Here is a 13,420-nt window from a genome sequence, read left to right as displayed (position 1 = left end):
TGGAGTAGGGCGGTCAGTAACCGGGGTCTTCGCCGAACAGGTAGTCCGGATCGCGGCGCCGCGGCCGGCGCGCCTCGTCGTCCCCGCCGAACGGCGAGCGGGCCGTCTGGCCAGGCCAAGGCCTGTAGGGATCCCTGTACGGGTCTTGGGCGGGGGGATCCACGTCGCCCTGTGCACGGCGGCTGCGCGGCGACGGTCGCTCGCCGAACGGATCCAGAAGATCGCCCCGCGACCGTTCGCCGGTCATGTTGCCGTAGTAGTCGCCCGCCACGTTGGCGCCGTCCTCGGCACCGGCGAGATCGCCATCCTCGGCGTCGGGCCGCATGGCGTAGAGCGTCTCGCGCGGCACCAAGCGGTATTGCGTGTCGGCCATCCTCCCGTCGCCGCTCGTGCGGAAATGCTCGAGATAGCCGCCACCCGCGACCCGCACGCCGCTGCGTGGATCGATCGGCAGGTCCGCGATGAACGGGCGCGTCTCGGGGGAGGGGCCTCGCAGCGGCGTCTTGGCGATGCCGTTGGCCCAGGCCGCCTGCAGGATGGCCGAGGCGATCGGCACCGAGACATGGCCRCCGGTCTGCCCGCGGCCGAGGGTCTTGCGGCTTCCGTCGGCATTGTCGTAGCCGACCCAGACCACCACCGAGACCTCGTTGGTGAGGCCGGCGAACCAGGCGTCGTTCTCGTTTTCCGAGGTGCCGGTCTTGCCGGCCACGTAGGCCGAGACCTTCGACAGCGCCGCCGCCGTGCCGTGCTGGGTCACGCCCTGCAGCATCGTCTTGAGCTGGTAGAAGGACACTCGGTCGGCGGAGGCGAGCCGCACCGGCTCCTTGGCTGCGTGCGTGTAGAGCGCCTTCCCGTCCCGCTCGACGGATTCCAGGGCGTAGGGTGCCGGACGGGCGCCCTCGTTGGCCACCGACGCGTAGAAGCCCGCGAGGTCGAGCATCCGAACTGGCTGGGCGCCCAGCACGAAGGGGTAATAGGGCTCGCACTCGGCGTAGATCTGCGCCTCCAGGGCGATGTCGCAGACCCGCTTCAGGCTGGCCGGCGCCTTGGGGGCGATTCCGCCCTGGAGCAGGCGCGCGGTGACGAGGTTCTTGGAGAATTCCAGGCCGCGCCGCAGGGTGGTCGGACCCGAGCCGCCCCCTTCGTAATTCTTCGGCGACCAGGAATCGCCCGACCCGCCGATCGGCGGCAGGGTGACGGCGGAATCCATCACCAGCGTGTTCGGCTGCAGGCCGGCATTGAGCGCGGCGAGATAGGTCAGCGGCTTCAGGGTCGAGCCCGGCTGGCGCACCGTCTGGGTGACCCGGTTCAGCTGGCTTAACGGGTACGAGAAGCCGCCGGACATCGCGAGGATCCGGCCGGTCTGGTTCTCGATCACGACGGCGGCACCCTGAACGGTGGGCCGGACGCGGATCTGCGCGCGCGGGCTGCCCTTGCCGGCGGTCAGCTTCACGCGGACAACGTCGTAGAGTTGCAGCCGGCCGCGGGCGATGCCGGGATCAAGGCTGGCGATCCGGCCGTCGGACAGGCCGACCTTCAGACCGCCGCGGCCGGTCTCGATGACAACCGCCATCGGCCAGCGGACATCGTAGAGAACCGGGCGGGCGCTCTCCAGCGCCAGCAGCCAGGCCGGCTTCTTCTGGGGCGCGGCCACCGCCTTCTCGGCGCGGCGCGCCTTCGGGTCGGGCCGGCCGGCATCGGTGTGCGCGCCGGTCACGCCCGGCGCCGCCTGGGGCGAGCCCTCGGGCGCCGGACTGGCGGCCTGGATCCGGCGGACGCTGTCGGCGAGGTTGAGTTCCGGCCCGGTGAAGGTCTGTCGCCCGGTGGCGCGCTCGTAGTTGGCGAGCCCGTCCTGGAGCGCCTCCTCAACGGCGCGCTGCAATCCGGCATTGATCGTCGACCGGACGGTCAGCGAGCCGGATGTCAGCGAATCGACGCCCGCGAAGGTGCGCGCCTCCCGGCTGAGGAAATCCACCACGTAGAAGCCCGAATCCCGCCGGGCGGTCTCGATCGGCTTGAGCCCGAGATCGGCCTTGATGGCCGCGTTCATCTCGGCCTCGGTGATCGTTCCCTCCTCCTTGAGACGGGCGAGCACGTAGGCGCGCCGCTCCCGCGCCCGATCGGGGTACTTGTCGGGACTGTAAAAGTTCGGCCCCTTGGGCATGCCGGCGAGTAGCGCCGCCTCCGGCAGGGTAAGCTGCCCGACCGGCTTCCCGAAATAGCTCTGCGCCGCCATCTCGATCCCGTAGGCACCGCGGCCGAGATAGATGCCGTTGAGGTAGAGCCCGAGGATCTGCGGCTTGGTGAGGATCCGCTCCAGGCGCGAGGCCACGATCATCTCGCGGATCTTGCGCTCGTAGGTGACGTCGTCGCCCACCGAGAGGTTCTTGACGACCTGCTGGGTGATGGTCGAGCCGCCGGCCGGCCGCCCCGGGGAGGCGAGGTTGCCGATGAAGGCGCGGATCACCCCGCGCTCGTCGATGCCGTGATGGCTCTCGAAGCGCTTATCCTCGGCGGCGATGAACGCCTTCTGCACGAGGGTCGGAACCGTCGTGATCGGCACCACGATGCGGCGGCCGTTCGGCTCGGAGGCTTCGGCGAAGGGCTTGCCGGCGCCGTCGAGGATCCGGGTCATGCCCGGCAGCGTCTTGTCGCGCAGGGCCTCCGCGCTCGGCAGATCCTTGGTGGCGTTGTCGTAGAACTCGATCACCGCCCTGGCGTCGAAGGGCGAGTTCGCCGGATTCTCGCCCTTACAGAACTGCTTGTAGCTCGTGTTCAGCTCGTTCAGGTCGAGCCCGTGCAGGATCTTCGGCGCCGCCGGCCCTGCGACCGTCGAGGGGTCCTCCATGGCGGTGGTGATGAGCTCGTCGAGGTTGATGTCCTCGATGTCGAACGCCTTGCGCATGTGGGCGCAGCCGTCCCGCAACAGCCGGATCACCTCGGGTCCGTCGGTCGCAGGATCGAACTGCGTCCGGACCGCGTCCGGCCGGGTCGTGACCTGGCTCAGGGTCAGGGCGGTCGCGAACAGCTTGATCAGGATGGCGTTCATACGGGCCAGGTTCGTGGACGCGACGGGGCGTGCGCGGGCCTTCCGGGCACGCGCACGGACAGGGCGTGCACAACGCGGCTGATTTAAGGACGCCGCGCACGGCAACGCTTTGACCGCGTCCCACGTTCGTGAGGCGCGACGCGGCCGGGGCAGCGATGATCAACGACCTTTGGTACAAGAACGCCGTCATCTACTGCCTGTCGGTGGGCACCTTCATGGATGCCAACGGCGACGGCATCGGTGACTTCGCCGGGCTCGAGCGTCGGCTCGACTACATCCAGGGGCTGGGTGCCACAGCGATCTGGCTGATGCCGTTCCAGCCCTCGCCCAAGAAGGACGGCGGCTACGACATCGCCGACTATTATGGCGTCGATCCGGATTACGGCTCGCTGGGCGATTTCGTCGCCTTCACCCACGCGGCCAAGCAGCGGGGGTTGCGCGTCCTGATCGACCTCGTGGTCAACCACACCTCGGATCAGCATCCGTGGTTCCAGTCGGCCCGGTCCGACCCGGATTCGCCCCATCGCGACTGGTACGTCTGGTCGAAGGAACGGCCGGCCACCGCCGATGAGGGCATGGTCTTCCCCGGCGTGCAGAAATCCACCTGGACCTACGATACGCAGGCGAAGGCCTGGTACTTCCACCGCTTCTTCAACTTCCAGCCGGATCTCAACACCGCCAATCCCGAGGTTCTGGCCGAGATCCTGAAGATCATGGGCTTCTGGATCCAGCTCGGCGTCTCCGGCTTCCGCATGGACGCTGTTCCGTTCGTCATCGCCGAGAAGGGGGCCGATGTCGGCGGCAAGCCGCGCGAGCAGTTCGAGATGCTGCGCGACCTGCGCGAGTTCCTGCAATGGCGCCAGGGCGACGCCATCATCCTGGCCGAAGCCAACATCCTGCCGAACCAGGACCTCGACTATTTCGGCGACGATGCCGACCGCATGCACATGATGTTCAACTTCCAGGTCAATCAGGCGACCTTCTACGCCCTGGCGGCCCATGACGCGCGGCCGCTGGTCAAGGCGATCGAGCGGACGAAGCCGCGCCCGCTTTCCTGTCAGTGGGGCATCTTCCTGCGGAATCACGACGAACTGGATCTGGGACGCCTGACGGGAAAGCAGCGACAGGCCGTCTTCGAGGCGTTCGGCCCCGAGAAGGGCATGGAGCTCTACGACCGCGGCATCCGCCGCCGCTTCGCGCCGATGCTGGCCGGCGACCCCCGCCGCATCCGCCTCGCCTATTCGCTGATGTTCACCCTGCCAGGGACGCCGGTGCTGCGCTACGGCGACGAGATCGGCATGGGCGACGAGCTGTCGCTGAAGGAGCGGGACTGCGCCCGCACGCCGATGCAATGGACCAGCGAGCATCAGGGCGGCTTCTCCACCGCTGCCCGCACGGTCCTGCCGGTGATCGATCACGGCCCCTACGGCTACGCCCACGTGAACGTGGCCGACCAGCGCCACGAGGAGGGCTCCCTGCTCAACTGGATGCAGAGCATCATCCGGCAGCGCAAGGAGGCGCCGGAGATCGGCTGGGGCGACGTCATCGCGATGGAGACCGGCAGTCCGTCGGTGCTGGCGCTCCGCTACGACTGGCGGGGCAACGCCGTGCTCTGTGTCCACAATCTCGCACCGGAGCCCGTCGAGGTCGCCATGGCGTCGGGCGCGGAGGATCCCGGACACGACATTCTCGTCGACCTGCTCACCGGCGCCCGCAGCAAGGTTGGCGAGGACGGCCGGCACTGCCTGTTCCTAGAGGGCTACGGGTATCACTGGTTCCGGGTCGGCGGTCTCGACGCGCTGCTGAAGCGGCGGCCGGCGTGAGGAAACCGGAGTCCGGCTCGCTCTCGGCGGTTCAAGACGATAGGACACGCCTGAGCAAGGTGTAACATGGCGCGAACGAAGCATTATCCTCCTGACGCGACGATCGCCGACATCCTGCCAGATCTCGCCGACGGCGAGGACTACCTGCGCCAAGTGCTGGTCACGATGCGGATGTGCCAGAAGCATTACGGCGACGCCTGGGTGCGGATCGGCGTGACCGGCCGATCGCCGACGCCGTCCTACCGGATCGACCGGCCGGATGAGACGGCGCGCGGCGACGGTGCCGTCGAGGCGGGCTGGACTCTGTTCGGGGCCTATGGTGGACGGTCCCATGATCGGTTCACGCAGGTCAACGCCGCGGAAACCCGCTGGAGCTCTCGGGCGCTCGGCATGGCCGACATGCTGGCGCTTCACGACGGCCTGCGCCGCCCCCGGGGCGACACGGCCTGAGTGCGCAGCGCAGGGTGCCGCCTACCCACGTTCTGCGCTAAACTCAGGCGGAGGGCGTCCGGAGCGGCGCTGCCAACATGCGGGACGACATGCCAGGTACGCCACGCGCCGGGATCATCCCGGTCACGCCCTTCCAGCAGAACTGCACCCTGATCTGGGACGACGCCACCAAGGTCGGCGCGGTGGTCGATCCCGGCGGCGACCTCGACCGGATCGAGGCGGCCATCCGCGAGCAGGGCGTCACGGTCGAGAAGATCCTGCTGACCCACGGCCATGTCGACCATGCCGCCGGCGCCGACGAGTTGCGCGAGCGCCTGGGCGTGCCGGTCGAAGGTCCGCACCGAGCCGACAAGTTCCTCCTCGATTCCCTGCCCGAGACGGCGGCGAATTACGGCCTCGGTGCCGCCCGGCCCGTGACGCCGGACCGCTGGCTCGAGGAGGGCGACGCGGTGACGGTGGGCGCCCTCGGCTTCGACATTCTGCACTGTCCCGGCCACTCCCCGGGCAGCGTCGTGTTCGTGAGCCGCGACGCGCGGTTCGCGCTCGTCGGCGACGTGGTGTTCAAGGGCTCGGTCGGACGCACCGATCTGCCCGGTGGCAACCACGACCAACTGATCCGCGCGATCAAGGAGAAGGTCCTGCCGCTTGGCGACGACATCGCCTTCATCCCGGGCCATGGTCCGACCAGCACGCTCGGCGAGGAACGCGTCTCCAACCCCTTCCTGCAGGACTGACACCATGGACAAGCGCCGAATCGGCCGCTCCGACCTCACGGTCGCGCCGTTCTGTCTCGGCGGCAACGTCTTCGGATGGACCGCCGACGAGGCAACCTCCTTCGCGATCCTCGATCGGTTCGTGGACAGTGGCTTCGACTTCATCGACACCGCCGACGTCTATTCGCGCTGGGCGCCCGGCCACGTCGGCGGAGAATCCGAAACGGTGATCGGACGCTGGCTTGCCAGCCGCCCCGGCATGCGGGAGCGGATCGTGCTGGCGACCAAGGTCGGCATGGACATGGGCGAGGCCGGAAAGGGCCTGTCCGCGGGCCATATCGAGCGGGCTTGCGAGGCGTCGCTGCGGCGTCTCGGGACCGACCGGATCGACCTGTACCAGTCGCATCTCGACGATTCCGAGGTACCCCTGGAGGAGACTCTCCGGGCTCACGAGCGCCTGATCGCTGCCGGCAAGGTGCGCACCATCGGCGCCTCCAACTACACCGCCGCGCGGCTCACGGAGGCGCTTCGGACCGCAGCCGCCGCGGGCCTGCCGCGGTACGAATGCCTCCAGCCGGATTACAGCCTCGCCGAGCGGGGTTACGAGGCTGAGCTGGAACCCCTCTGCCGGGCCGAGCAGATCGGGGTGATCGGCTACTTCTCCCTCGCGGCCGGATTCCTCACCGGCAAATACCGCTCGGCCGGGGATGCTGCGGGTCGCGCCCGCGAGAATCGCGTCGCCAAGTACCTCAATCCGCGCGGTCTCGCGCTGCTGGACGTACTGGATTCGATCGCTCAGGCGCAGGGCGCGAATCCCGCGCAGGTGGCGCTCGCCTGGATCATCGCCCGTCCCGGCATCACCGCACCTATCGCGAGCGCGACCTCGGTGGCGCAGCTCGACGAGCTGCTCGGCGCCGTCCGCCTGACCCTTCCGCGGGACGCGGTCGCCCGTCTCGATGAGGCGAGCGCCGGCGGGCTCGAAGGCTAACGCAGCGTTAAGCGGCGGGCGTCACAAATGCGTTGGGATGGGCACGCCGCAAGCCCGTAAAATCGTGCAATCTCAACGCGGAACCCTTATATCAGGCGGATCAGGCGAGAGCGCAGGCGTGGGCGCCCGACGGCGCGAGTCGCTCCGTCGCGTCAAGGCCCGCCTGCCCGAGGAAGTTCATGTCCGACACCCCCCAGAGCGAGCACGCCGATTACGGCGCGGAATCGATCCGCGTGTTGAAGGGCCTCGACGCCGTCCGCAAGCGGCCCGGCATGTATATCGGCGATACCGACGACGGCTCCGGCCTCCACCACATGGTGTACGAGGTCGTGGACAACGCCATCGATGAGGCCCTGGCGGGTCACGCCGACCTCGTGACCGTCACCCTCAACGCCGACGGCTCCTGCACCGTCTCGGATAACGGGCGCGGCATTCCCGTGGACATACACAAGGAGGAGGGCGTGTCGGCGGCCGAGGTCATCATGACCCAGCTGCACGCCGGCGGAAAGTTCGACCAGAACTCCTACAAGGTGTCCGGCGGCCTGCACGGCGTCGGCGTCTCGGTGGTGAACGCCCTGTCGTCGTTCCTCAAGTTGCGCATCTGGCGCAATGACAAGGAGCACGCGATGGAGTTCCGCCACGGCGACGCCGTGGCACCCCTCGAAGTCGTCGCACCCGGCAACGGCCGCCGCGGGACGGAAGTCACCTTCCTCCCGTCGACCGACACCTTCACGATGATCGAGTTCGACTACGGGACGCTGGAGAAGCGCCTGCGCGAGCTTGCCTTCCTTAATTCCGGCGTGCGCATCGTCCTAACCGACGCGCGCCACGCCGAGAAGAAGCGCGAGGAACTGTACTACGAGGGCGGCATCGAGGCATTCGTCCGCTACCTCGATCGTTCGCGCAAACCGATCGACGGCATCACGAGCCCGGTGGTGGTCCGCGCGGAGCGCGACGGCATCCGCGTCGAAGTGGCGTTCTGGTGGAACGACTCGTTCAACGAGACGGTCCTGCCCTTCACGAACAACATCCCGCAGCGGGACGGCGGCACCCACATGGCGGGCTTCCGCGCCGCCCTGACCCGCCAGATCACCGGCTACGCGGATTCCTCCGGCGTCTCCAAGAGGGAGAAGGTGTCGCTCACCGGCGAGGATTGCCGGGAAGGCCTGACGGCGGTGATTTCCGTGCAGGTGCCCGATCCGAAATTCTCGTCGCAGACGAAGGACAAGCTCGTCTCCTCCGAGGTGCGGCCGGCGGTGGAGAACGTCCTCAGCGAGGGCCTGTCGACCTGGCTCGAAGAGAATCCGAGCCAGGCCCGCTCCGTGATGGCCAAGGTCGTGCTGGCAGCCTCGGCCCGCGAGGCAGCCCGCAAGGCGCGCGAGACCGTCACCCGCAAGGGCGCCCTCGACATCGCCTCACTGCCCGGCAAGCTCGCCGACTGCCAGGAGCGCGATCCGAGCAAATGCGAGATCCTGCTGGTGGAGGGCGACTCCGCCGGTGGTTCGGCCAAGCAGGGCCGCGACCGCGCCTTCCAGGCGGTGCTGCCGCTGCGCGGCAAGATCCTGAACGTCGAGCGCGTCCGCGCCGACCGGATGCTGTCCTCCGCGGAGATCGGCACGCTGATCACCGCCCTCGGTGCCGGGATCGGACGGTCGTCCACGGACCGCGAGGGCTTCAATCCGGAGAAGCTGCGCTACCACCGCATCATCATCATGACCGACGCGGACGTGGACGGCTCGCACATCCGAACGCTGTTGCTGACCTTCTTCTTCAGGCAGATGCCGGAACTCATTGATCGCGGCCATCTCTACATCGCTCAGCCCCCGCTCTACAAAGCCGAGCGCGGCCGCCGGGCGATCTACCTTAAGGACGAACGCGCCCTCGAGGATTACCTGATCGACCAGGGCACGGACGGGGCGATCCTGCGCCTCTCCACGGGGGCCGAATTCGCCGGAGCGCAGCTCAAGAGCCTGGTCGAGGAGGCGCGGACTTTCCGGAGCATCCTGCAGGGTCTCCATACCCGCTACGATCGCGCCGTCGTCGAGCAGGCGGTGCTGGCCGGGGCTCTGGACGCCGAAGCGGCCTCCCGGCCGGGTGAGGCCGAGGTGCTGGCCGACTCGACCGCACGCCGCCTCGACGCCATCGCGGACGAGATCGAGCAGGGGTGGTCGGGCGAAGCGTTCGAGGGCGGTTACCGCCTGAGCCGGACGCTGCGCGGAGTCCGTCAGGTCGCGAACCTGGACGCCGGGCTGATCGCCTCGCAGGAGGCGCGTCGCCTGTCCGAGCGGGCCGACGCCTTCCGGGAAATCTACGGCGAGCCCGCCACGCTCATGCGCAAATCCGACGAGACCGTGCTCCACGGGCCGGTGGCGTTGTTCGAGGCGGTGATGGCCTTCGGCCGGAAGGGCCTGCAGCTCCAGCGCTACAAGGGCCTCGGCGAGATGACCGCGCAGCAGCTCTGGGAGACGACCCTCGACCGGGACGTGCGCTCGTTGTTGCAGGTCAAGGTCAAGGATGTCACCGACGCGGACGACTTGTTCGTCAAGCTGATGGGCGACGTCGTGGAGCCGCGGCGCGAATTCATCCAGGAAAACGCGCTCAGCGTCGCCAATCTCGACGTGTAAACCCGAGCGGGGCGCTTCCTCAGTCGCTCGGCGGCACGGTCTTGAGACTGAGGATGTAGTCGATGACGGCATCCATCTCGTGCCGGTCGAGCCGCAGGCTCGGCATGCGCTGATGGTGACTCTGCAGGAACACGTCCAGGGACAAAGCAGTCGTCGAGGTCATGTTGGCGACCCGGAGAAAGGCCGGCCCGGCGAACTCGCCCGCTTGCGGCTCGCGGCCGATGACATGGCACTGGCTGCAGAGCTGCTCGGCCACGGTCCGGCCTCCGACATGACGGTCCTCCGCGTGAACGCGGGTCACGGGTCCGATCCCGGCGGCCAGGAGCCCGGCGACGACAGCCGCGCGGGCACTGCGGGACGGCAACATCATGGCCGCCCCGCGATCCGCAGCCACGTCGCCGCGGATCCGATGGCCACGCCGCCGAGAACCACGTGCGCCCAGGTTGCGCCGTCGTTCGCGGCGAATCCGAGCACCCACGGCGCGACGAGGGTCCATGCCCCAACGAGCAACACTGTCCGTTCGAGCACGGCCCGGAAATGGATCTGGTTGGCGCCGTAGAGCGCCACGATCAGCAAGCCCGGCAGGAGGGCCGAGGCGGCCGCGCGCGTCTGGTCGGTGAAGACCAACACCCAGGCGGTCAGGACCAGCGCGATCCCGGCCGTGTGCTGAAGGATGCCGAGGAGGATCTCGTCCGTCCGCCAGGTCGGCGGCCGAGCGACGGTCGTGTCTGTTCGGTCCATGATCTGCCTCCCGTCTGCCCGGTCCGGCTCTGCGCCGCGACCGGATCGCGCGTGCCGCCGCAATCTGGCCGTCAGGCGTGGACCTCGGCGATGATGCATCCGGGATCGACGACGTCGCGGGGCGCAGCCAGGACCATAAGGCGGCCTCCCGCTGGCGAGACGATGTCGTGGAGGGCCTCGCCGATTCGGACGGCGGCCACCGCGTCGCCGGTCCGGACCAGAGCCCCGTCTTCGACCAGCCACCGCTCAAGAATGCCCTCGGGCAGCATGCCCGTGGACCAGAGCTGCTCGGCCACGTGAACGTCAGCCATGGTTGCCTCCCTTCGCAGATCGGAAAAGAACGCCGACGAGCGTCAGGGCGCCTTGATCTGGCTCAAGGCATGGCGCCGGTGCGCGGCGCCGCGTCCGTCCGGTGTCTGGCCGTTGGCGCACCCGTGGGTAATCCTGCCGGGACCGGGGCCACACGCCTTGCCCGGATGCCCGTCATCGGCCGGCGGACGGCCAACGCCCGTGAACCCGACGCGGCAGACCGGGCAGCCGGCGCCTTTGCGCTGGATCAATGTCGAACCGCTGGCCGGATCTAGCGTCGGCCCCGACCCGATTTGAACGGGACGCCTTCGAGCGGCACCGCGATGAACCACACGCTGACCCACCGGATCGTCATCGCCGACCTTGCATTCGTGCCGAGCGTCGATGCGGCTCAGATCGGCGCCGCAGCCGGGAACCGCCGCGTGGGATCGAACGGATCTGTCGGACGCAGCGTGCCATCCAGGCGTTGGACCGGTCCGCGACTGTGCCCGCAGTCGCAGTGCCGGTGGAGGTGCGGACCGGCTGACTGACGCTGACCCGACGGCGGGCAGCCGGACCGCCGCAGTCCTCATAGCCCGCCCCTGCCTATCGGAGTGCTGCCATGACCATCGCGAACATCATGGTCGCGGTCGACCTCGGTGAGTCTGCACGCGATCGCATCCACCTCGCCGCGTATCTCGCTGACGATTTTCACGCCGGCCTGATCGGCATTGCGGCAGAGATGCCGGATTATGGGGGCGCCCCTGTCGGCCCGACGCCGGGAGGCGCGTACGGCATCCCGGCGATCCAGGAGAGCGTCCTGGACGATCTCAGACGCGCCCAGGCGACGTTCCGGGAGGCGACCGGCGGGCGCAGCCGGACCGAATGGCGCTCGAACCTCGACTTCCCGCTGGCCTTTCTGACGTCGCAAGTCGCCGTCGCCGACCTCGTCGTCCTCGGTCGGGAGGGTGACGGAAACTCGCGCCTCTCGGTCGACCCGGGGGATGTCCTGATGCGCGTCGGTCGACCGGTGCTGGTGGTCCCGCCCAAGGTCAGCCGTCTCGACGCGAAACGGGTGGCGATCGGCTGGAAGAATACGCGCGAGGCGCGCCGCGCCGTCCGGGATGCCCTGCCGTTCCTGAAGCGAGCGATCCAGACGGTGGTGGTGGCCATCGACGAGGGAGGGGGCTCCGCCGAGACGCGGGACGTCGTCGCGTTCCTCCAGGCCCATGACGTCCGCAGCACCCCAGTACGGACGGAAGCGCATGGCACCTCGGCCGCGGCGGCGCTCGTCGACGCGGCCGCCGAGCACGGCGCCGACCTCATCGTCACGGGTGGCTACGGCCATGGTCGCCTGCGCGAGTGGGCCTTCGGGGGTGTCACCCGCACCCTGCTCGCCCGAACCCCAGTTTGCTGCCTGATGAGCCACTGAGTGGCAGGCAGGGAGGATCACATGGCCGGCAAGCGCAACCTCATGATCCCACACGGCGGCTACGTCATCGTGGCCGACGGCCGCAAAGTCCTGGTGCTTCTCAACGAAGGTCACCCGTTGCAACTGGACCTACAGGTCCGACGGGTCTTCGAGGCGCCGCCGAACCCCCCGACGCGCGACCAGGGTACGGACAAGCCGCCCCGGGTCAGGCTCGGCGACCGTCGGAGCGCCATCGAGCAGACGGACTGGCACGAGTTGGCCGAACGCCGATTCACCGATGAGGTGGCGCAGGCATTGGACCGTCTCGAACCGGTCCCCGCCCTGGTCGTCGTCGCACCGCAACGGACGCTCGCGGAGTTGCGAATCGCTCTGCCGGAACGGCTCCGGCGCTCGGTCATCGCGGAGATCGACCAAGATCTCACCAAGCATACGGTCAGCGAGATCCAGCGGCATCTTCGGGCGGCCTGAGTCGTGTCGCACGCGCCCCTTCGAGCTGTTGACCCACGTCAATGTCGCGCCCGCGCCGACGCGCGATTCCTTGGCTCCGTCCGGTACTTGCTCCGGCCCTCCCGGGGCACGAGCCGGCGCCTCGCCTCCCGGCGGCCCGACGTCGTCGGTCATGCTCGTCAGACAGGGCGTTCGAATATGGCGAGGACCCAGGCTTGGTGCGCTGACGGTGTCCCGCCATTCGCTTCCTTCCCGCCCGATCCATCGGCGCGCGTCGGATGGCCGGCAGCGGGCGCGGCGGCAATCGGCTCGGATCCATCCTGGAGAATGACGATGGTAGGCAAAGACATCCCATCCATCGCAGATGCGGGCGAAGCGGCGATCCAGGCCACAGCTGCCAAGGTTGGCGCCGACATCCTGGCACAGTATCGCCAACTCGCGTTGGCCCTGCGCCAAAGAGGGTGGGACGAGATCGCCGCGATGGGCGGATCCATCGATTCGGGTGAGCGCGCATGCCGGCAATGCGCATTCCAGCTCTACGGCACAGCGGCGTCCGAACTGGACGACATCATCGCGGACCTGCTCGACAGCCTGGACCATCCGTACGTCGAAACGGGGCGGATCCAGGCCCTGCACATTCTCGACGGCGGTCGGGCGGATTGAGCGGGCTTGGACCGGGCATTCGTGCCCGCGGGCCGAGACGCAGTTCTCCCGGCTATCGCTGCACCGGCCCTGTGGCCCACGCCTCGTCGAGGCACACGGTCCTCCGGCGTGCACGACCATGACCCGCCTCAGTGGACTATCAGGCAGCAGACGGGCGCGGTCTGCGGCATATCCCGGGCCGCACCACCGCAGATCCAGTCCC

The 13,420-nt window shown here is 68.7% G+C and carries 12 protein-coding genes; 8 read left to right on the top strand and 4 right to left on the bottom strand.

Features of this window, described 5'->3' with window-relative positions; genetic code table 11:
* Window positions 1-13: 13 nt before the first annotated feature.
* The gene (locus tag AC1DXK_RS09180) at window positions 14-3,049 is read right to left on the bottom strand and encodes a penicillin-binding protein 1A (protein WP_457104648.1); all 3,036 of its coding nucleotides are present in this window, start codon (window positions 3,047-3,049) and stop codon (window positions 14-16) included.
* A 155-nt stretch (window positions 3,050-3,204) separates the two neighbouring features.
* Between AC1DXK_RS09180 and AC1DXK_RS09175 the strand changes: the two genes are divergently transcribed.
* From AC1DXK_RS09175 to gyrB, 5 genes are all read left to right on the top strand, one after another.
* The gene (locus tag AC1DXK_RS09175) at window positions 3,205-4,872 is read left to right on the top strand and encodes an alpha-amylase family protein (RefSeq protein WP_457104647.1); all 1,668 of its coding nucleotides are present in this window, start codon (window positions 3,205-3,207) and stop codon (window positions 4,870-4,872) included.
* 66 nt (window positions 4,873-4,938) lie between these two features.
* Window positions 4,939-5,322 carry a hypothetical protein gene (locus tag AC1DXK_RS09170; protein ID WP_457104646.1) on the top strand — a complete coding sequence of 128 codons (384 nt, stop codon included), beginning with the start codon at window positions 4,939-4,941 and terminating at the stop codon, window positions 5,320-5,322.
* 89 nt (window positions 5,323-5,411) lie between these two features.
* A complete protein-coding gene (locus tag AC1DXK_RS09165) occupies window positions 5,412-6,056 on the top strand; it encodes an MBL fold metallo-hydrolase (RefSeq protein WP_457104645.1) in 645 nt (214 codons plus the stop codon).
* A 4-nt stretch (window positions 6,057-6,060) separates the two neighbouring features.
* The gene (locus AC1DXK_RS09160; protein ID WP_457104644.1) at window positions 6,061-7,023 is read left to right on the top strand and encodes an aldo/keto reductase; all 963 of its coding nucleotides are present in this window, start codon (window positions 6,061-6,063) and stop codon (window positions 7,021-7,023) included.
* 179 nt (window positions 7,024-7,202) lie between these two features.
* Complete coding sequence (gene gyrB / locus AC1DXK_RS09155) at window positions 7,203-9,647, top strand: DNA topoisomerase (ATP-hydrolyzing) subunit B (protein ID WP_457104643.1); 2,445 nt, start codon at window positions 7,203-7,205, stop codon at window positions 9,645-9,647.
* Window positions 9,648-9,666: 19 nt separating this feature from the next.
* On the opposite strand, the gene AC1DXK_RS09150 is transcribed toward gyrB, so the two are convergent.
* From AC1DXK_RS09150 to AC1DXK_RS09140, 3 genes are all read right to left on the bottom strand, one after another.
* Window positions 9,667-10,017, bottom strand: coding sequence for a c-type cytochrome (locus AC1DXK_RS09150; RefSeq protein WP_457104642.1), 351 nt, complete (start codon window positions 10,015-10,017; stop codon window positions 9,667-9,669).
* On the bottom strand, window positions 10,014-10,388 hold the full coding sequence (locus AC1DXK_RS09145) for an SPW repeat protein (protein WP_457104641.1): 375 nt from the start codon (window positions 10,386-10,388) through the stop codon (window positions 10,014-10,016). Before AC1DXK_RS09145 ends, AC1DXK_RS09150 begins: the two co-directional genes overlap by 4 nt.
* Window positions 10,389-10,459: 71 nt before the next feature.
* The gene (locus tag AC1DXK_RS09140) at window positions 10,460-10,699 is read right to left on the bottom strand and encodes a biotin/lipoyl-containing protein (protein ID WP_457104640.1); all 240 of its coding nucleotides are present in this window, start codon (window positions 10,697-10,699) and stop codon (window positions 10,460-10,462) included.
* Window positions 10,700-11,298: 599 nt separating this feature from the next.
* Here AC1DXK_RS09140 and AC1DXK_RS09135 point away from each other — a divergent pair.
* From AC1DXK_RS09135 to AC1DXK_RS09125, 3 genes are all read left to right on the top strand, one after another.
* Window positions 11,299-12,108, top strand: a complete 810-nt coding sequence (locus AC1DXK_RS09135; RefSeq protein WP_477297505.1) for a universal stress protein — start codon at window positions 11,299-11,301, stop codon at window positions 12,106-12,108.
* 21 nt (window positions 12,109-12,129) lie between these two features.
* Window positions 12,130-12,576 carry a host attachment protein gene (locus AC1DXK_RS09130; RefSeq protein ID WP_457104638.1) on the top strand — a complete coding sequence of 149 codons (447 nt, stop codon included), beginning with the start codon at window positions 12,130-12,132 and terminating at the stop codon, window positions 12,574-12,576.
* Between the two features lie 312 nt (window positions 12,577-12,888).
* A complete protein-coding gene (locus tag AC1DXK_RS09125) occupies window positions 12,889-13,218 on the top strand; it encodes a hypothetical protein (RefSeq protein WP_457104637.1) in 330 nt (109 codons plus the stop codon).
* Window positions 13,219-13,420 lie beyond the last annotated feature (202 nt).

It is taken from the genome of Methylobacterium sp. P3_A11, from assembly GCF_056403155.1.
Note: the sequence above shows the minus strand (reverse complement) of the source record. Positions and strands in the feature narration are given on the sequence as shown.

Coding starts and splice junctions, on each gene's coding strand:
- AC1DXK_RS09145 (WP_457104641.1), bottom strand. CDS start 10,388: ATGGACCGAACAGACACGACCGTCGCTCGGCCGCCGACCTGGCGGACG.
- AC1DXK_RS09175 (WP_457104647.1), top strand. CDS start 3,205: ATGATCAACGACCTTTGGTACAAGAACGCCGTCATCTACTGCCTGTCG.
- AC1DXK_RS09140 (WP_457104640.1), bottom strand. CDS start 10,699: ATGGCTGACGTTCACGTGGCCGAGCAGCTCTGGTCCACGGGCATGCTG.
- AC1DXK_RS09150 (WP_457104642.1), bottom strand. CDS start 10,017: ATGATGTTGCCGTCCCGCAGTGCCCGCGCGGCTGTCGTCGCCGGGCTC.
- AC1DXK_RS09130 (WP_457104638.1), top strand. CDS start 12,130: ATGGCCGGCAAGCGCAACCTCATGATCCCACACGGCGGCTACGTCATC.
- AC1DXK_RS09165 (WP_457104645.1), top strand. CDS start 5,412: ATGCCAGGTACGCCACGCGCCGGGATCATCCCGGTCACGCCCTTCCAG.
- gyrB (WP_457104643.1), top strand. CDS start 7,203: ATGTCCGACACCCCCCAGAGCGAGCACGCCGATTACGGCGCGGAATCG.
- AC1DXK_RS09125 (WP_457104637.1), top strand. CDS start 12,889: ATGGTAGGCAAAGACATCCCATCCATCGCAGATGCGGGCGAAGCGGCG.
- AC1DXK_RS09160 (WP_457104644.1), top strand. CDS start 6,061: ATGGACAAGCGCCGAATCGGCCGCTCCGACCTCACGGTCGCGCCGTTC.
- AC1DXK_RS09135 (WP_477297505.1), top strand. CDS start 11,299: ATGACCATCGCGAACATCATGGTCGCGGTCGACCTCGGTGAGTCTGCA.
- AC1DXK_RS09170 (WP_457104646.1), top strand. CDS start 4,939: ATGGCGCGAACGAAGCATTATCCTCCTGACGCGACGATCGCCGACATC.